The organism is Sinomonas sp. G460-2, assembly GCF_047759905.1.
Classification (GTDB): Bacteria; Actinomycetota; Actinomycetes; order Actinomycetales; family Micrococcaceae; genus Sinomonas.
The window spans coordinates 45,136-63,084 of record NZ_JBKZWT010000003.1; the positions used below are offsets into that span (position 1 = coordinate 45,136).

16 protein-coding genes are annotated in these 17,949 nt (G+C 68.4%); 12 read left to right on the forward strand and 4 right to left on the reverse strand.

From position 1 onward, the window contains the following. Position 1: 1 nt before the first annotated feature. The 6 genes from ACLN58_RS00890 to ACLN58_RS00915 all read left to right on the forward strand — a co-directional run bounded on the left by ACLN58_RS00890 (position 2) and on the right by ACLN58_RS00915 (position 5,555). Complete coding sequence (locus tag ACLN58_RS00890; protein WP_415853389.1) at positions 2 to 988, forward strand: ABC transporter permease; 987 nt, start codon at positions 2 to 4, stop codon at positions 986 to 988. A gap of 2 nt (positions 989 to 990) precedes the next feature. Next, positions 991 to 2,112 (forward strand): Gfo/Idh/MocA family protein, encoded by a 1,122-nt coding sequence (locus ACLN58_RS00895; protein WP_415853390.1) that lies wholly within the window; start codon positions 991 to 993, stop codon positions 2,110 to 2,112. Positions 2,113 to 2,126: 14 nt separating this feature from the next. Next, positions 2,127 to 2,945, forward strand: a complete 819-nt coding sequence (locus ACLN58_RS00900) for a sugar phosphate isomerase/epimerase family protein (RefSeq protein ID WP_415853391.1) — start codon at positions 2,127 to 2,129, stop codon at positions 2,943 to 2,945. Positions 2,946 to 2,979: 34 nt separating this feature from the next. Next, a complete protein-coding gene (locus ACLN58_RS00905; protein ID WP_415853392.1) occupies positions 2,980 to 4,155 on the forward strand; it encodes a Gfo/Idh/MocA family protein in 1,176 nt (391 codons plus the stop codon). Positions 4,156 to 4,259: 104 nt separating this feature from the next. After that, on the forward strand, positions 4,260 to 4,526 hold the full coding sequence (locus tag ACLN58_RS00910; RefSeq protein WP_415853393.1) for a putative quinol monooxygenase: 267 nt from the start codon (positions 4,260 to 4,262) through the stop codon (positions 4,524 to 4,526). 27 nt (positions 4,527 to 4,553) lie between these two features. Then, positions 4,554 to 5,555 carry a sugar phosphate isomerase/epimerase family protein gene (locus ACLN58_RS00915; protein WP_415853394.1) on the forward strand — a complete coding sequence of 334 codons (1,002 nt, stop codon included), beginning with the start codon at positions 4,554 to 4,556 and terminating at the stop codon, positions 5,553 to 5,555. 808 nt (positions 5,556 to 6,363) lie between these two features. Here ACLN58_RS00915 and ACLN58_RS00920 read toward each other — a convergent pair. Further along, the gene (locus ACLN58_RS00920) at positions 6,364 to 7,848 is read right to left on the reverse strand and encodes a hypothetical protein (RefSeq protein WP_415853395.1); all 1,485 of its coding nucleotides are present in this window, start codon (positions 7,846 to 7,848) and stop codon (positions 6,364 to 6,366) included. Between ACLN58_RS00920 and ACLN58_RS00925 the strand changes: the two genes are divergently transcribed. Next, on the forward strand, positions 7,832 to 8,035 hold the full coding sequence (locus tag ACLN58_RS00925) for a hypothetical protein (RefSeq protein WP_415853396.1): 204 nt from the start codon (positions 7,832 to 7,834) through the stop codon (positions 8,033 to 8,035). The genes ACLN58_RS00920 and ACLN58_RS00925 overlap by 17 nt on opposite strands. A gap of 438 nt (positions 8,036 to 8,473) precedes the next feature. Beyond that, positions 8,474 to 9,178 (forward strand): FadR/GntR family transcriptional regulator, encoded by a 705-nt coding sequence (locus ACLN58_RS00930; protein WP_415853397.1) that lies wholly within the window; start codon positions 8,474 to 8,476, stop codon positions 9,176 to 9,178. Positions 9,179 to 9,251: 73 nt separating this feature from the next. Here the strand turns inward: ACLN58_RS00930 and ACLN58_RS00935 are convergent, their stop codons facing one another. Continuing rightward, positions 9,252 to 9,680: a GlcG/HbpS family heme-binding protein gene (locus ACLN58_RS00935; RefSeq protein WP_415853398.1), complete on the reverse strand. Its 429-nt coding sequence runs from the start codon at positions 9,678 to 9,680 to the stop codon at positions 9,252 to 9,254. Further along, the gene (locus tag ACLN58_RS00940; protein WP_415853399.1) at positions 9,677 to 11,863 is read right to left on the reverse strand and encodes a malate synthase G; all 2,187 of its coding nucleotides are present in this window, start codon (positions 11,861 to 11,863) and stop codon (positions 9,677 to 9,679) included. The genes ACLN58_RS00935 and ACLN58_RS00940 overlap by 4 nt, the downstream gene beginning before the upstream one ends. 247 nt (positions 11,864 to 12,110) lie before the next feature. On the opposite strand from ACLN58_RS00940, the gene ACLN58_RS00945 reads away from it, so the two are divergent. The 4 genes from ACLN58_RS00945 (at position 12,111) to ACLN58_RS00960 (ending at position 16,977) form a co-directional block, all read left to right on the forward strand. Further along, positions 12,111 to 13,862, forward strand: a complete 1,752-nt coding sequence (locus tag ACLN58_RS00945) for an L-lactate permease (RefSeq protein WP_415853400.1) — start codon at positions 12,111 to 12,113, stop codon at positions 13,860 to 13,862. A gap of 53 nt (positions 13,863 to 13,915) precedes the next feature. Beyond that, positions 13,916 to 15,304 carry an FAD-binding oxidoreductase gene (locus ACLN58_RS00950; protein ID WP_415853401.1) on the forward strand — a complete coding sequence of 463 codons (1,389 nt, stop codon included), beginning with the start codon at positions 13,916 to 13,918 and terminating at the stop codon, positions 15,302 to 15,304. A 197-nt stretch (positions 15,305 to 15,501) separates the two neighbouring features. Next, positions 15,502 to 16,233, forward strand: a complete 732-nt coding sequence (locus ACLN58_RS00955; protein WP_415853402.1) for a FadR/GntR family transcriptional regulator — start codon at positions 15,502 to 15,504, stop codon at positions 16,231 to 16,233. A 261-nt stretch (positions 16,234 to 16,494) separates the two neighbouring features. Continuing rightward, entirely contained in the window at positions 16,495 to 16,977 is a 483-nt protein-coding gene (locus tag ACLN58_RS00960; RefSeq protein WP_415853403.1) for a hypothetical protein, read from the forward strand. A 452-nt stretch (positions 16,978 to 17,429) separates the two neighbouring features. On the opposite strand, the gene ACLN58_RS00965 is transcribed toward ACLN58_RS00960, so the two are convergent. Then, a complete protein-coding gene (locus ACLN58_RS00965; RefSeq protein ID WP_415853404.1) occupies positions 17,430 to 17,729 on the reverse strand; it encodes a MerR family transcriptional regulator in 300 nt (99 codons plus the stop codon). Positions 17,730 to 17,949 lie beyond the last annotated feature (220 nt).

A 17,949-nucleotide genomic window follows, 5' to 3' on the forward strand; every position in this document is an offset into this window, starting at 1 on the left:
CATGAGCAAGACAGCCCCCGCGGCCACCATCGAGACGCCGGCGTCGCCGAGCTTCGGCGAGATGCTGAAGAGGCTCGACTGGCGCCGCTACGTCATCTATATCGGCTTCGTCGTGGTCTTCGCCTTCTTCGCGATCCTCCTGCACGACCAGGGCTTCCTGTCCGCGGTCAACCTGCTGAACATCTTCCGGCAGACCGCCACCATCACAGTGATCGCCGTCGGGATGACCTACGTCATCTCGTGCGCCGAGATCGACCTCAGCGTCGGGTCCACCGCCGGCCTCTCGAGCGTCGCCACGGCGATGGGCATCTCCCAGTGGGGCCTCGTGCCGGGCATCCTGGCCGGTCTCGCCATGGGCGTGATCGTCGGGGCCATCAACGGCGGCCTCGTCAGCCTTCTGGGCATCCCGTCGTTCCTCGTCACCCTGGGCATGATGGGTATCGCAGTCGGCGCTGCCCAGTGGGTCACGGCGTCGGCCCCGCAGCCGATCCTCGACGACACCTTCAACACGATCTTCGGCTCCGGCAATATCGGCCCTATCCCCGGCCTGGTCCTATGGTCCGCGCTCTTCGTGGCAATCGGCGCCGTCGTCCTGTCCCGCACGAAGTTCGGCCGGCAGGTCCTGGCCACCGGCGGCAACCGCACCGCGGCCGACTTCACCGGCATCAACACCAAGCGCCTCAAGTTCCAGGTCCTGCTCATCTCCGGCATCGTCGCGAGCATCGCCGGCATGCTCTACGCGGGGCGCCTCCAGTCCGGACGCTTCCAGTGGGGCACGGGCGACGAGCTCTCGGCTATCGCCGCCGTGATCCTCGGTGGGACCAGCCTGTTCGGCGGCTCCGGCACCGTGATCGGCACGCTGTTCGGCTCGCTCCTGATCGGCCTGATCAACAACGGCCTCATCCTCGCCGGGCTCGACAGCAGCCAGCAGCAGGTCGTCCGCGGCGCGATCATCATCCTGGCCGTCGCCCTGGCCCGGAAGAAGTAGCCATGACGGCGGGACTTCGCTCCGGGATCATCGGCACGGGCTTCATGGGCGGCGTCCACGCGCACGCGGTGCGGGCCGCGGGCGGGACGGTGAGCGCCGTCGCCGGCCGGACGACGGCGAGCGCCGAACGCGCTGCCCCCGTTCTCGGTGCGCTGCACGCAGCATCGTCACCCGAGTCGCTGATCGATCGCGACGACGTCGACGTCGTCCACATCTGCACCCCCAACGCGACGCACGCCCCGTACGCGAAGCTGGCCCTCGCGGCCGGCAAAGCGGTCGTGTGCGAGAAGCCGCTCGCGACCTCGGTGGAGGATGCCGCCGAGCTCGCAGACCTGGCCCAGCGCCACGGAAGGGTCGCGACGGTACCGTTCGTCTACCGCTTCTACCCTGCCGTCCGCGAGGCGCGGGGCCTCGCCCGCCGCGGGGACGCCGGCCGCCTCTGGCTCCTGCATGGCTCGTACCTCCAGGACTGGCTCGCCAGCCCCGGGGCGACGAACTGGCGCGTCGACCCCACCAGGGGAGGGGCGTCCCGGGCCTTCGCCGACATCGGCGTCCACTGGTGCGACCTCATGGAATTCGTCACCGGGCAGCGGATCACGCGGCTTGTCGCATCGACGTCGCAGGCGTTCGCGGAGCGGCTCGGCGATGGAGGTTCCTTCCCCGTCGCCACCGAGGACGGTGCCAGTGTGCTGTTCGAAACCGACCAGGGCGCCGCTGGGTCCGTCGTGGTCAGCCAGGTCACCCCGGGCCGGAAGAACCGGCTCTGGTTCTCCTTCGACGGAACCCAGGCCTCCCTGAGCTTCGATCAGGAGCAGCCGGACACGCTCTGGGTCGGCAGAACCGCCGAAGCCTCGCGGATCGCCGTCGGCCCCGACACCCTAACGACCGACGGCGGCAGGCGGTACGCCCGGCTCCCCGCCGGACACCCGCAGGGCTACCAGGACAGCTTCAATGCCTTCATTGCCGACGTCTACGACGCCGTACGCGGGAACGCCCCCGACGGGCTGCCCACATTCGCGGACGGGCTCCGCGCAGCCCAGCTGACCCAGGCGCTCATCAGCTCAGCGCAGGCCCGCGGATGGGTCAGCGTTCCCGGGCACGACAAGGTTTCCACCATCATCTGAAAGGGCCGCAGCCAATGAAACTCGGATACTGCACCATCACCTGGGGCGGGGTCGTCGGGCACCCGGTCGGGGTGACGAGCGTCAAGGACCTCTTCTACATGACCCGCGGGTCTATGGACCGGGCCGTGAAGGACATCGCCTCCGCCGGCTACGAGGGCGTGGAGATGTTCGACGGCAACCTCGCCGAGTACGCCGACCGGCCCGAGGAGCTCCGCGGCCTCCTCGAGGAGGCGGGCGTCTCGCTCGTGAGCGTCTACACCGGGGCGAACTTCATCTACGCCGACATCCTCCCCGACGAGCTGCACAGGATCCGGCGCGCGGCCGAGCTGGCGGCGATCTTCGGGGCCGAACGCCTCGTCGTCGGCGGCGGGGCACGTCGCGCGGCTGGCACCACAGATGAAGACTACCGCCGTCTCGGAGAGGCGCTCGACCGCGTGACGGACATCGCGGAAGGATTCGGCCTGTCCGCGAGCTACCACCCGCACCTCACGACCATCGTCGAAGGCCCGGACGAGCTCGAGCGCCTCATGCCCCTCACCAGGATCGGCTTCTGCCCCGACACCGCGCACCTCGCCGCCGGCGGGGCCGACCCTGCGGCCATGATCCGCAAGTATCCCGAGCGCCTCCGCCATGTGCACCTCAAGGACTTCCGCAAGGATCCGTTCGCATTCCTGCCCCTTGGGCAGGGCGAGCTCGACTTCGCGGACATCATAGAGGCGCTCAAGGACAGCGGCTACGACAGCTGGCTCATGGTCGAGCTCGACGAGTACGACGGCGACCCGCGCACCGCCGCCGAGATCAGCCGGAAGTACCTCCGCGAACTCCTCCCCTAACGACCGAATTTCCACGGAAAAGGAACCCATCATCATGAAGAACCTCAACGTCGGCCTCATCGGGGGCGGCTTCATGGGCAAGGCCCACTCGCTCGCCTACTCCGCGATGCCCATGTTCTTCTGGCCCGCCCCGGCCATGCCCATCCGACACACGATTGCCGAGGCCAATGACCAGCTCGCCGCCGAGGCGGCACGCCGCTTCGGCTTCGAGAACTCGACCTCCGACTGGCGCCGGATCATCGACGACCCGAGCATCGACGTCGTCGACATCGCGACCCCGAACCACCTCCACGCGGAGATCGCCATCGCAGCCGCCCAAGCCGGCAAGCACCTCATCTGCGAAAAGCCGCTCGCCCGCACCGGCGAGGAGTCCAAGGCGATGTACGACGCGGTCAAGGGCACCGGCATCGTGCACATGGTTGCGTTCAACTACCGCCGCACGCCCGCCGTCGCCCTCGCAAAGAAGTACATCGAAGAGGGCGCGATCGGGCGCATCCTCAACTTCCGCGGCACCTACCTCCAGGACTGGAGCGCCGATCCCAGCTCGCCGCTCTCGTGGCGCTTCCAGAAGTCCGTCGCGGGCTCCGGTGCACTGGGCGACATCGCGACCCACGTCATCGACATGGCCCGCTACCTCGTGGGCGAGTTCGCCTCCGTCAACTCAATCCTCTCGACCTGGATCCCCGACCGACCCCTACAGTCCGGCGGGGCCGACGCCCTCGGCAACGTCCGGGGCGGCGAGGGGCCGCGAGGCGAGGTCGACGTCGACGACGAGGTCATGACGATGGTCCGCTTCGCCAATGGCGCGGTCGGCTCCATTGAGGCCACCCGCAACGGCTACGGACGGAACAACTTCATCACGTTCGAGATCCACGGCACCGAGGGCAGCATCGTCTTCAACTACGAGCGCCGCGACGAGCTCCAGGTGTGCTTCGCAAACGACGGCGACGACCGCCGCGGCTTCCGAACCATCTACACCGGCCCGGCCCACCCCTACGGCGAGGGCCTCTGGCCGATCCCGGCGCTGGGCATCGGCTATGGGGAGACGAAGATCATCGAAGCGCACGACTTCTTCAAGGCCATCGCCGAGGGCGGCAGCGTGAGCCCGAACTTCGCCGACGGCTACCAGACCGCGCTCATCGACGACGCCATCGTCGTCTCAGCCGAGAAGGGCGCCTGGATCGACGTCCCGTCCATCGCCGCGGACTAGCACTGCAACCGTTCGGTGGGGGCGCCCGCGAGGAGCCCCCACCACCGTCTCCTCAGGAACACCCATGACCGCACCGCAGAGGAGCCAGGCCGCAGGTCTGGCTCATGCCCCTCTTCACGCCCAAACCGGGCCTGGAATCCCCGCTCCGCGCCGCCCTCGAGGCGCTCCAGCGGCTGAGCCGCAACGACGAGGGCTGCGTCGAGTACACCGTCTTCGCGGACGGGGCCCGGTTCGTCCTCATCGAGGGCTGGGACCGACAGTCCAATCTCGACGCCCACACCACTCAGGCCCACGTCCGGGACTTCGTGGCCGAATGCGCAGAGCTGCTCGCCGAGCCGTTCACCGTCACCCCAATCACCCCGCTCGGCTAAGGGCACTCCGACCTGCAAGGAGCCACCATGCGACGCCCGTACACCTTGTTCACCGGCCAGTGGGCCGACCTTCCACTTGAGGAGGTCGCGCGGCTGGCGGCCCGCTGGGGCTACGACGGGCTCGAGATCGCCGTCTCGGGCGACCACCTCGACGCTTCCCGGTGGAACGAACCCGGCTACGTCCAGTCCAAGCTCGACCTCCTCGACCGATACGGCCTCAAGGTCTGGGCGATCTCGAACCATCTCAAAGGTCAGGCCGTCTGCGACAGCCCCATCGACTTCCGCCATCAGGCCATAGTCGGTCCGCGCGTGTGGGGCGACGGCGATCCGGAGGGCGTGCGCCAGCGCGCGGCCACGGACCTCAAGAACACCGCACGGCTGGCCCGCGCGCTCGGAGTCGAGACGGTCGTCGGCTTCACGGGCTCGAGCATCTGGCAATACGTCGCGATGTTCCCGCCAGTCCCGGAAACGACAATCGATGCTGGCTACCAGGACTTTGCCGAGCGCTGGAATCCGATCCTCGACGTCTTCGACAGCGAGGGCGTGCGGTTCGCGCACGAGGTGCATCCGTCCGAAATCGCCTACGACTACTGGACCACGGTCCGCGCCCTCGAAGCTATCGACCACCGTCCGGCCTTCGGCCTGAACTGGGACCCGAGCCACTTCATCTGGCAGGGCATCGACCCGATTTCATTCCTCTGGGACTTCAGGGACCGGATCTACCACGTGGACTGCAAGGACATCAAAGTCCGCACGACCGGCCGGAACACGCTGCTCGGCTCGCACCTGCCGTGGGGCGACCCCCGACGCGGGTGGGACTTCGTCTCGGCGGGCCGCGGCGATGTCCCGTGGGAGTCCGCATTCCGCGCCCTGAATGCGATCGGCTACTCGGGACCGATCAGCATCGAGTGGGAAGATGCGGGCATGGACCGCCTCTATGGGGCGCACGAGGCTCTCGAACTGCTGTCGAAGTACGACTACGACGACGCCTCTGCGAGGTTCGACGCGGCGTTCAGCAACCAGGGCTGATTCCGTGGGCAGCAGCTACACCGCCGGTCAGCTGTTCCAGCTCTTCCGAGACGGGACGCAGATGACCCGCTCCCAAGTCTGTGCGGCGACCGGCCTCTCCCGCACCGCGGCGTCTGAACGCCTCGACGAGCTCCGCAGCCTGGCACTCATCGCGCCCGTCAAAGAGGCGCCCTCGACGGGCGGGCGCCGCGCTGCACTCTTCGCCTTCGCGCCCACTGCCCTCGCAGTGGCAGGGGCCGCACCCGCAGGCGACGGCGCGCGGGTGGGCGTCTACGACGTCGGCGGCAGCTGTCTCGGCTGGGCCGAAGTCGGCGGCGATGAGGGCCCATCCACGCTAGTGGAGACGGCGCGGAGTGTCGCTTCACAGGGTGCCGTCCATCTCCTAGGCCTAGGACTCATCGCTCACGGCGGCGGCGAGCTCTCCTCGGGTGCGCACCATGGACTCACCGTTCGCGCCTACGGCAGGACCGAGGCGTCGGCCATTGCGCAGGCGCAGCGATTCGGCTCGGACCGCCGCGTGCTGTACTGCGCCGTGGGGCGGACGACCGCATGCACGCTCGTGGCCGAGAGACACGTCCTGTGGTCGACCGACGACCTCGGCCACGCGCCGCTCGCCGGCGAATCCGGAGTCGAGTGCTCATGCGGAAGCACCTCCTGCCTCAAAGGCCTGGCCTCGAACCTGCAATCGGCTGGACCCGGCGGTCGCGGCACAGCCCTTTCCCGTCAGATCGGACGCAGCCTGGGGTCTGGTCTCACTGCGCTCGTCAGCTTCCTCGAGCCCGACGTCGTCGTCATCGACGTCGCCGGATCAAACGGCGAGGACCTGCTCGCAGGCGTTCGCGGATGGCTGTACAGCCATGTCCACACGTCCGTGGCCGGGACACTCTCCATCACGCGCGGGGTCGCGGTCGACGGCGGTCTCGCCAACGCCGCAGCCGCGGCCTTCATCGACGAGGCGCTCACAGCAAGCAGCATCGATGGGCGCCTTCAGCGTCGGCATGATCATCGTGAGGCGAGGCCGACGCCCAAGAACCCCTGCCGACAATCGCTCACATTCGCAGTGGATGGTGTACGGACGCCGCAAATCAACCGCAGATGAGGTCACAGGTGCCCGAGATGGCCAGCGCACGCCACGTCGAGCTGGCCTGATTCGGCTTGGGCGGCTATGAGGGAGATCGGGGCCGCGACCGTCAGGGGGACCCGGGGGCAGTGGTGCGCTGGCCAGGACGGTTGCGCGGGCGTGGTCGGCGGCCGAGGCGGGCTCCCCGAGGCAGAGCGCGGAGAGCAGCTGGCGGACACGCGCCGCGAGGGCGTCCGAGGCATCGGTGAGGGGGTGTGCGAGGATGTCCTGGGCGATGGTGGCGGCCTGTGAAAGGTCGCCTTGCCTCAGCAGGCTCTCGGCTCGCAGGTAGGCCATCTCCCACCACACAGCCGGCTTGCCCGCGGCGTGGGCGTACCGTGCCGCCGCGGCCGCCTGCCGGGCGGACTCGGGGTCGTCGCGCAGGTCCCAGGCCTGCCGTGCGGCAAGGCCCGCGTGGACGTACGCAGCCACCTCGGGGGTGGCTGTCCGGTTCCACGCCTCGAGCGTCTGGGGTGCGAGCCCGAGGCGCCCGGCAAGCTCGGCGATGATCCCGGTCGTGGGCTCGCGGCGCCCGACTTCGAGCAGAGAGATGTCGACGGCCTGCTCGAGATGATCGGACATCGCTAGGAGCACGCCCGGGACGGCTTCCTTTCGCTCGGACGCGACCCGGCACACGTTCCACGCCAAGGCGTCTGCCGCTCCCCTGACCGCGTCCCCGATCCGGGAAGCGGTGACGCTTGCGGGTGGACCGAAGCTGACGTTCTCGCTGAGGTCCAGGGGCACCATGAGCAGGCCCGCCGAGACGGAGAGCTTCCAGCCAGGCGGCAGGGCCGGCCACGACGGATCCGGCGTCCACCCGTTCGACGGCATCCAGCCAGGCGGCATCTTCGGCCAGCCCGGCGGCGGGTTGAAGACCATCCGCTGTTCCGGCTCGCGGCCAGCCGCCCGAGTTGGGGCGGGTGGTGGCTTGGGCGTCCCGGGCAGGTAGACGTCATCGAGGTCCACAGGTTCGTGCCATGACCCGTAGCCGAAGATCTTCTCCCACAGCCGGATCCTCTGCCGGTGCGCTTCGGGACCTATCGGGTACGGGCCGAGGATCTTCAGGGTCTTGTCGACCTCCCAAGTGACGTCCTGGCGGCCGACGATCGTCGGCGGAACCGCCGGGTCGCGCTTGTCGGATGCTGGGGACGCGGAATTGCCGAAGATTCCCATTCGGGGGTACCCAACGCTCGCCGCCGTCGACGCCACCCACTTCAGCGGGGAGATCCACTATTTCGAGATCTTCGACGCGGCGGCCAGCGACGCCATCGACGGCTACTACGGGCTGGGACTCTACGTCGACTTCCCCGACTACGTCGTCTCCGTCGTCCACGACGTCTATTGGACGGCCCGGCGGTGACTCAAGAGGGCCAACGCTCATTTTGGTGACGGGTCACTCCGGGCCCCGGGGCAGGGCCTTCCAGCGTGGTCCCGGCGCGGCCCGTCAAAGCGTTCGGTGGTACCAGGAGTTAAAGACGAGGAAGTACAGGAGCCCAAGCAGGACCGCGAGGACCAGGAGAATGCGACGAAGACCCGGACCGGCTGCCTACAGCCGGCTCGAGGGCGGACTGCGGGGCATCCTGATCGAGGGGCCCCGGGGCGGGCAGACTACCCTGTGGCCTTTGGGCGTCAGGCAGGGTACCGGGAACAGGCTTCCAGCCTTGGCCGCCCTGCGCCTGCTGCGGTCCTCCTTGGCGCCGCCGATCCTGCCCCAGGGACCGAGTTCGAGGCAGGATTCGGGCGCTGAGGCCGAGGGCGTGGGAGCCGTGTTCGGGTTCGCGTGGGGCAAGATGGATGCATGGGTGAACTGACCGAGGGCCGGGCGCACGACGCGGTGCTGCGCCACATCGAGGACAGTCTGCGCTCTGGTGCCATCAAGCTGGGTGACAGGCTGCCGGGCGAACGGGCCCTGGCCGAGCAGTTCGGAATCTCCAGGGCGTCCGTGCGGAACGCCATCCGATCTCTCGAGGTGATGGGCGTGGTGCGTGCAGCGACGGGGTCCGGGCCGCATTCGGGCACCATCGTCGTCTCTGACCCGTCCTCGGCCCTTGGCGTAGCGCTGCGCATGCACGTCGCAAGCCACCAGCTCCCCCTCAAGGACATCGTCGAAGCCCGGATCATGACAGAGACGTGGGCGCTCGAACATGCTGCGGCCGCGCCGTGGACGGCCGAGCAGCTCGATGACGCACGCCGGCTGCTCCAGGCGATGGACGACGACGCCATGCCCTCGCAGATCTTCACCCTCCTCGACGCCCAGTTCCATGTTGCGCTCAGCACCTTGGCTGGCAACGTCGTCGTGAGCACCATGATGGAGTCGATGCGCGAGGCAATCCGCGATTACATCAGCGACGCGGTGACCCGGCGCGGCACCTGGGACGACATGGTGCATGTGCTCCGCGCGCACCACCATGGCATCTTCGAGGCCGTCGAGGCGCGCGACGGGGCCAAGGCAGCCCTTCTTGTCCGCGAGCACATCGAATGGTTCTACGGTCAGGCCATGTGAATGCACCCGCCCCCAGCCCTCGAAGGTGTGGCCTTCAAGCGCTGGGGCAGTGCAGGGGCGTTTCTTCAGTGGGCTAGGCGATCTGGGCTGTGAGACCTGCGGCCTGTATGGCCTTGGACGCGGCGGTCTCGTCGTTGTCCGAGCTGTCGCCGCTGATGCCGACGGCGCCTTGGACCGTGCCGTCCTCGCCGCGGACGAGCACCCCACCGGGGACTGGGATGAGGCGGCCGCCCAGGGCGGCGGCCGCTGCGGTGATGAAGTAGGCCTGCTGCTCGGCGCGCTCCATCAGGGCTCGTGAGCCCATCCCGAGGGCGAGTGCCCCGTAGGCCTTGCCGTGCGCGATCTCGAAGCGGTTGTTCGAGGCGCCGTCCTGCCGTGCGGCGGCGACGACGTGGCCTCCCGCATCGAGCACGACGGCGGCCAGGGGCTTGAAGCCGTGCTGCTGGCCTGCTGCCAGGGCCTCGGAGATGATGGACTGGGCCGTGGCGAGGTCGATGCTCATGATGCGCTCCTTGCAAGGTCGTCGCTGTGCTTCTGGGCTTCACGGCGCCGGTGCAGGATGGGCTCGGTGTAGCCGGAGGGCTGGCGGGCCCCCTCGAGCACGAGCTCCCGGGCGGCTAGGAAGGCCTCAGTGTCGAACGCCGGAGACATCGGCAGGTAGTCCGGGTCGGAGGCGTTCTGCCCGTCGACGACGGCGGCCATGCGCCGCAGCGAGTCCTCCATCTGATCCTGGGTGATGACGCCGTGGAGGAGCCAATTGGAGACGTGCTGGGAGCTGATCCGGCAGGTGGCACGGTCCTCCATCAGCGCGGTGCCGTGGATGTCGGGGACCTTGGAGCAGCCGATCCCGGCGTTGACCCAGCGCACCACATAGCCCAGGGTGCTCTGGATGTTGTTGTCCAGCTCGTTGCGCCGGGCTTCGGCGTCCCATGCGGAGGGGTCGCCGACCGGGATGGTGAGCAGCTGCCGCAGGGTGGAGCGCCGTGCTTGGCCGAGCTCTGCCTGCTGGGCGTCCACGTCAACCCGGTGGTAGTGGATGGCGTGCAGGGTCGCTGCGGTGGGCGAGGGGACCCAGGCGCAGTTGGCGCCGGCGAGCGGGTGGGCGATCTTCTGGGCGAGCATCTCCGCGAGATTGTCCGGGGCGGCCCACATGCCCTTGCCGATCTGGGCCCGGCCGCGGAACCCGCACTCGAGCCCGATGTCGACGTTGGCGTCCTCGTAGGCCTTGATCCAGCTGGTGGAGCGCATGTCCGCCTTGCGCACCATGGGGCCTGCGAGCATCGAGGTGTGGATCTCGTCGCCCGTCCGGTCCAGGAAGCCGGTGTTGATGAAGACCACCCGATCGCCTGCCTCCCAGATGCACGCCTTGAGGTTCGCCGAGGTGCGGCGTTCCTCGTCCATGATCCCGATCTTGAGGGTGAGCGGGTCCAGGCCGAGCACGGACTCGGCGCCGGCGAGCAGCGAGCAGGCCACGGCGACCTCGCGGGGGCCGTGCATCTTTGGCTTGACGATGTACACCGAACCGGTCCGCGAGTTGCGTCCGGCGTGGGGGCCGCGCAGGTCGTGCACGGAGCCGAGGCCGGTGAGCAGGGCGTCGAGGATCTCCTCCGGCACGGGGTTCCCGGCGACGTCGAGGATTGCGTCGCTGGTCATGAGGTGACCCACCTGGCGGACGAGCAGCAGCGAGCGGCCCTGCAGGGTCAGCTCGGAGCCGTCGGGGGCTGTGTAGAGGCGGTCGGGGTTCAGCCGGCGGGTGTGGGTGCGTCCGCCCTTCTCGATCTCGGCAGTCAAGGTGCCCTGCATGAGCTGGAGCCAGTTGCGGTAGCCCAGCACCTTGTCCTCGGCGTCGACGGCCGCGACCGAGTCCTCGAGGTCCATGATCGTCGTAACAGCGGATTCGAGCACGATGTCCTTCACGCCGGCCGCGTCGCCGGACCCGATCGGGTGGCTGCGGTCGATCTGGATCTCGACGTGGAGGCCGTGGTGCACGAGCAACACGGCCTCGGGCTCCGCGGGCGACCCGCGGTAGCCCGCGAAGAGGTCGGGCTCGGCGAGCCCGACGGGCCCGGACGGCGTTTCGGCGACGAGTGTGCCGTCGGCAATGTGGTAGGCGGTGACGTCCGTGTGGGAGCCGCTGGCGAGAGGCGTGTGCTCGTCGAGGAACTGCCGTCCGCGGGCCACGACGGCAGCGCCCCGGACGGGGTTGTAGGCGCCGGTGCGCTCGCGCCCCTCCGCCTCGTCGATGACGTCGGTGCCGTAGAGCGCGTCGTAGAGCGAGCCCCAGCGGGCGTTGGCTGCGTTCGCCGCGAAGCGGGCGTTCAGGAGCGGGACCACCAGCTGGGGTCCGGAGACGGTGGCGACCTCCGCGTCGACGCGGTCGGTCGTGATCGTGAAGTCCCCGGGCTCGTCCTCGAGGTAGCCGATCGAGCGCAGGAAGGCCTCGTACGCCTCCGGGTCCACCCCGCCAGCGCCGGCGGAGCGGTGGAACTCGTCGATCTGCTCCTGAAGCCGATCCCGTACCGCCAGCAGCTCGCGCACCTGCGGGTAGAACTCCTCGATGAGCCGCGCAGCACCCGCCCAGAAGTCCTCCTCCCGGATCCCCGTACCCGGCAGCGCCTCGTCCCGGACGAAGGCGTAGAGCCCCCCGGCCACGCTGAGCCCGTTCATCTCGACCCGTTCCTGCATGAGCCCACCTCCTCTAGTTTCCGTAATGCAAAAAAGACATCTCGAATGACAAAAGCTATCCGTGACGTCCAGGCCGTGTCAACGTGTGGACCGACCACCCGTCTGCGAATCGGAGATGTGGACTGACCATTGTGGACTGACCATTGACGGTGACCTATCGCACACCTAGACTCCTCGGCGAGGACCGTTCCGCCTTCTGGAAGCGGCCTTCCACAACGGCCGCAAGAACACAGACAAGGGAGTCTCTGTGCCCACTTTCCACCAGCTCGTCGACCCTCTGGGCGGTTCACTCGCACTGGCCGCCCTGCTCGCAGCTCTGCCTCTCATCCTGCTGTTCATCATGCTCGGCGTCTTCCGCACCAAGGCGTGGAAGGCCGCCGTCGCAAGCCTCGTCCTCTCGATCGTCCTGGCTGCCACCGTGTGGCGGATGCCGCTGGACCAGACCCTCAGCGCAACCGCCGAGGGGGCGTTCTACGGCTTCTTCCCAATCCTCTGGATCCTCATCAACGCCCTATGGGTGTACCGGCTGACCACCGAGACGCGCTGGTTCGAGGTGCTCGGCGCGACGATCCGCTCGATCTCGAACGACCACCGCATCCTGACGATCCTGATCGCCTTCTGCTTCGGCGCGCTCCTCGAAGCCCTCGCCGGATTCGGCGCGCCCGTCGCGATCACGTCGGCCATGCTGATGGCCGCGGGAATGAAGCCGCTCAAGTCGGCCGCGGTCTCGCTTCTGGCCAACACGGCCCCGGTGGCCTTCGGGGCCATGGGATCGCCGGTCATCGCCCTCAGTGGCGTCACTGGAATCCCCCTCGCGACGATCTCGGCCATGGCGGGGCGTCAGACGCCTTTCCTTGCACTGATAGTCCCGCTCCTGCTCGTGTTCATCGTCGACGGCAGGCGCGGCGTCCGCCAGACGTGGCCCGCGGCCGTCCTTGGCGGCACGGTGTTCGCCATCGTCCAGTTCCTCACGTCGAACTTCTTCACCGTCGAGCTCACCGACGTCCTGGCAAGCATTGTCGCCATCGCCGCCGTCCTGCTGCTGCTGCGCGTGTGGACGCCCACCGCCGCGACGCCTGGCGCCGGGGACGCGACCGCCGTCGTCCGCGAGGCCGAGGCCATCGCGGTGAGCACCGAAGCCATGGGCGCGCGCACCCGAGTTGGGACCGCGGGCGAAGGCGGGAGGGCCACCGGCACGGGTGGGTCGACCGGATCGAGCGTGGCAGCAGAAGGGGAAGAGGGCGCCCCCGCGCGCCCATCGCCTCGGGAGATCTGGATGGCGATCGCACCGTACCTCGTGATCATCGCGGTCTTCTCCTTCTCCCAGATTCCGGCCGTCAAGGCCTGGCTGACCGACACTGGCGGCTTCTCGTTCCGCTGGCCGTGGCTCGACGTCGTCGGCACGAACGGCAAGCCCGTCCCGTCCCAGACCATGCGCTTCGACCACCTCAAAGCGACCGGCACGCTCCTCCTCATCTCCGGGCTCATCACCCTTGCCCTCTACCGGATCCCCTTCCGTTCCGGCGTCAGGATCTACGGCCAGACTCTGGCGATGCTCCGGTGGACGATCCTGACCGTGTGCTCCGTCCTTGCCCTCTCGTTCGTCATGAACCTCTCGGGCGAGACAGGCACTCTGGGTGTGGCGCTCGCCTCGGCCGGAGGGATCTTCGCCCTCCTCTCACCCGTCCTCGGCTGGATCGGCGTCGCGCTCACAGGCTCGGACACGTCCTCGAACTCGCTCTTCGGCCAGCTCCAAGTGACCGCTGCCTCGCACGCGGGACTCTCACCGGTGCTCATGGCCGCGACGAACTCCTCCGCCGGCGTCCTCGGCAAGATGCTCTCCCTCCAGAACCTGGCCGTGGCTGCAGCCGCCGTGGGAATCGACGGGCTGGAAAGCACCCTGTTCCGCAGGCTCCTCGGCTGGAGCATCGGTCTCCTCGTGGTGCTGACCGTGCTCGTCCTCCTGCAGACCTCGGTCCTTGCCTGGATGGTGCCGTGACCGCCCCGACCAACTCGCTCGACCCTCGAAACGACCGCCCGAAAGGCTCCGCAATGCCCATCAAGACCCCCTCGGACACTTCCAGCGTCACTGCAGACGCTGCGGCAACGCTCGCGGCCCACCCGCGTTACACGTCCGATGCCGACGCACGCGCAGCCGCTGCCACCGACCGGTCGGGCTACATCCCGCCCACGCTTCCCGACGGGGTGGTCCTTGCCCAAAGCGCCGATGACGTCGTCGAGGCACTCCGCCTCGCCCACGCCCACGGCGTCCCGGTGGTCCCGCGTGGCGCAGGAACCGGCTTGGCCGCCGGCGCCAGCGCCCACGCCGGTCAGGTCGTGGTGGATGTCTCGGGCATGAACCGCATTCTGGCCATCGACCCCGTGGAGATGACAGCAGTCGTCGAACCCGGCGTGCTCAACGCCGAAGTCAACGCCGCCGCCGCCGAGCACGGGCTCTTCTACGCCCCCGATCCGGCAAGCACGGCAATCTGCTCGATCGGCGGCAACATCGCCACCAATGCCGGCGGCATGTGGTGCGCGAAGTACGGCGTCACACGGGAATCCGTGCTCGGACTCCGCGTCGTCCTCGCCGACGGCCGCATCCTCCGCACCGGCCGGACGACCATCAAGGGAGTCACCGGCTATGACCTCAACGCCCTCTTCATCGGCTCCGAGGGAACCCTCGGAATCGTCGTCGAAGCGACGCTGCGCCTGCGGCCACGCCCCGTGCGCACCGAGACCCTCGCCGCGTACTTCCCCGACATCGAAGCGGCGGGCCGTGCGGCCTCAGCGATCACGGCCGCGCGGATCCAGCCCTCTATCCTCGAGCTCATGGACGGCCCAACGCTCGAGGCCGTCGATCAGGCCGAGGGCAGCCGCCACCGCGAACTCGGTGGAGCCTTCCTCCTCGCGCAGACCGACGGCTACGGCGCCCACCTCGAGCTCGACGAAATCGAAGGGGCCATCAACCCGTACGCCACCTCGACACACCGTGCAGGGAGCACCGAGGAGGCCGAGGCCCTCGTCAAGGCCCGGCGCGACGCGATCCCAGCCCTCGAAAAGCTCGGCCGCGTCTCGATCGGCGACATCGCCGTCCCGCGGAACCGCCTCGCCGAGGCCTTCGCCGGCCTCGCGGACACCGCGGCCCGAACCGGCGTGCGGATCTTCAGCGTCGCCCACGCCGCGGACGGCAACCTCCACCCCATGATCGTCGTGAACCCCCACGAGTCGATCACCGACGGACCCGCCAAGTCTGCCCTCCGGGACATGTTCCGCCTCGCCCAGCGCCTCGGCGGCACGCTCACCGGCGAGCACGGCGTGGGACTGCTCAAGCGCGAATGGGTCGGTGAAGAACTCGGCGAGACCTCCCGCTCCCTCCAGCACGCCATCAAAGCCGCCTTGGACCCCTCCGGAATCCTGAACCCCGGAAAGGCCATCTAGCCGCAGTTCCAGCCGAAGGACCACCCGGTGACCCCGGGTGGCTCGGCTTGAACTGCCCGCGGGCTCGGCGGCATGCCGAGCCGAGCGGCGCAGACGGCGGCCGCGTGAAGAAATCACGCAGCCAATGCGCTGGAGATCGGACCACCTGACCAGCATCATTCAAGAGTCACTCACACCCGTCAGGGGAAGGAAGAACGATGGCCGAGACTGCCAGCAGGATCGAACGCGTGGAGCGGCTCCGGGTCTCCGACTCGGTAGCCGCCCAGCTGACCCAGCTCATCACCAAGGGCGTCTACGCCGTCGGCGAGAAGCTCCCGCCGGAGCGAGTGCTCGCAGAGGAATTCGGTGTGAGCCGCAGCTCCATGCGCGAAGCCATCAGAAGCATCGAAGCCAGCGGCCTGGTCAGCAGCAACCACGGCGTGGGCGTCTTCGTCGTCAGCAACACCGTCGCCTCCCAGGCGGGCTCCGACCTCCTGGTGTTCGAAGGCTTCACCGTCCCCGAACTGTTCGAGGTGCGGCGGATGATGGAAAGGGACGCCGCGGGCCTGGCAGCACGGCGCATCACGCCTGGGTACGCCTCAGAGCTCCAGGACATCCTCAGCAGATGCGCCGACCCGGACCTCCCCAACGAGGAATTCGTCAAGCTCGACTTCAAGCTGCACCAGACGATCGCGAAGGCCTCCAAGAACGGACTGCTCGCCACGATATACGGCAGCCTGGAGCCGATGATGGTCAAGTATTCGCACCGCGTCATCGACCTCCCGGGCCGCCGTGAAGACTCGCACAGGGGCCACACGAAGATCGTCGACGCTGTCGTCGCAGGCCGGAGACGCCGAAAATCCTTCGCGACCTGGGCGACGGGAGCACCGGAGTCGCGGCAGACCCTGATCACGTCTTCGCAGAACTCCTTGGGGACGCCTTCGGCATAGGGCACATCCTTCCAGCGCCGACACACATCGACGCAGATCAGATGTCACCTAATCGTGAAGCAGTCCCCGATCCGTCGGTCGAGGCATTGACGCGGCATGGGGCCCGGTCCTACATTCGCTGCAGCTGGGTATTCAGGAGAGGCTCCCGGACGGCTCGCCGTCCCCGGGCCGCTCGATGGAATTACCTCGGGACAATGGTCTCGGCCGGTGCCTATCGGCTGCTGTGCAGGGCGTCCCGGCGCACGAGGGATGTGCGACAAGATGCTCACAAGAACAATGGCCGGCCTGGGCGCTGCAGGCCTCCTGGCGGCTGCGATCGCGGCCGGGGCAGCGGCACCGGCAAGCGCCACGACCGACCAGACTTGGCACTCGAACCAGATCAGCGATTCAATCCCTGTCACATGCGACGGGCCCGGAACCACGCCATTCTCCGGCCCCGGCAACGTCGTGGCGCACCTGACCGTGAACAATGCCGGCGACAGCTGGTTCACCACCACCGAAGAGGGCAGCGTCACCTTGAAGACCCTGTGGGGTGGATCGTGGAGCACCTGGGCCGGGCACATCCAGCTGTGGTTCGGCTCCGAGGACAACAACCAGAACAGCGTCCAGCATGCCACGGTCAACTTCAACGGAGTGAGCATCTCGGATCCCTCCAAGTCCCTGACCATGCACGCCGCGTTCACCGCCACGGTCAACGCCAACGGTGTTCTCGTCGTCAACAACCAGACGGTCAGCTGCCAGTAGCCGGCGAGGACGGCGGCGCGCCATCCGTGCGGTGCCCGCCATGTCAGGCGGTCCGCGCATGGGTCTATTCCCTGGCGCCCCCGTAGGACGGCCAGGACGGTGCGCCCGCCACACTGGACCGGAGAAGCCGCAGATCCAACCGGGCACGACCGTCCGCGGCGCTGCCTGCCGGCGAGACCTACCTCTTCTTCCCCTGCCCGGCTGAACCGCGGCGGGAGCCGGGGCGGTGCCCCCGGCGAATTTGACTCGCGCCTTGCCGGCAGGCAGTGCGGCCTTGGACGGGAAGGGCTCAACCTGAGGCTTCCCGGCTGCGACGGCGTCGATAGGCCTTCGGGCCATCGCGGGTCCCCGAACAGGCCTTCTCCATCATCGCTATAGCCGGGATAGCCCAGGCCGTCGCTCCCTCTCGGTGGGCGGGCTCCCCTTGGAAGGGAGGTTCCGGCGTGCTGCCGTCAGCGGCCGGTGGCGGGGCGTGCTTCGGCGAGCTGGGCACGGAGGCTGGCGTTCTCGTCCTCGAGGGCGAGGACGAGGCGGATGCCTTCGACGTTCAGCCCGGCTTCGACGAGTTCGCTGATGCGGCCGAGCCGGTCCATGTCGTCCTCGCTGTAGCGGCGGGTCCCGCCGCCGGTGCGGGACGGGGCAAGCAGGCCCTTGCGTTCGTACAGGCGCAGGCTGGACAGGCCCAAGCCCGAGAGCTCGGCGGCCACCGAGATCGCGTACACGCCGTCGGATGAGTCGCGCCTGCGGGCCATGCCACCACCTGATTCCTCTTGCCTTGACCTACCCGTGCTGATCTATTATATCTGTGTCTTGAGAGGCAGATCACATGCCGATCAAAGTCCATATATTGTGATCCGAACCTTTGAACCATTGGAGGTGGCAGTGATGCTGATGCGAACCGATCCCTTCCGCGACCTCGACCGCCTGACCGAGCAGGTCTTCGGCACGACGACCCGGCCCACGACGATGCCG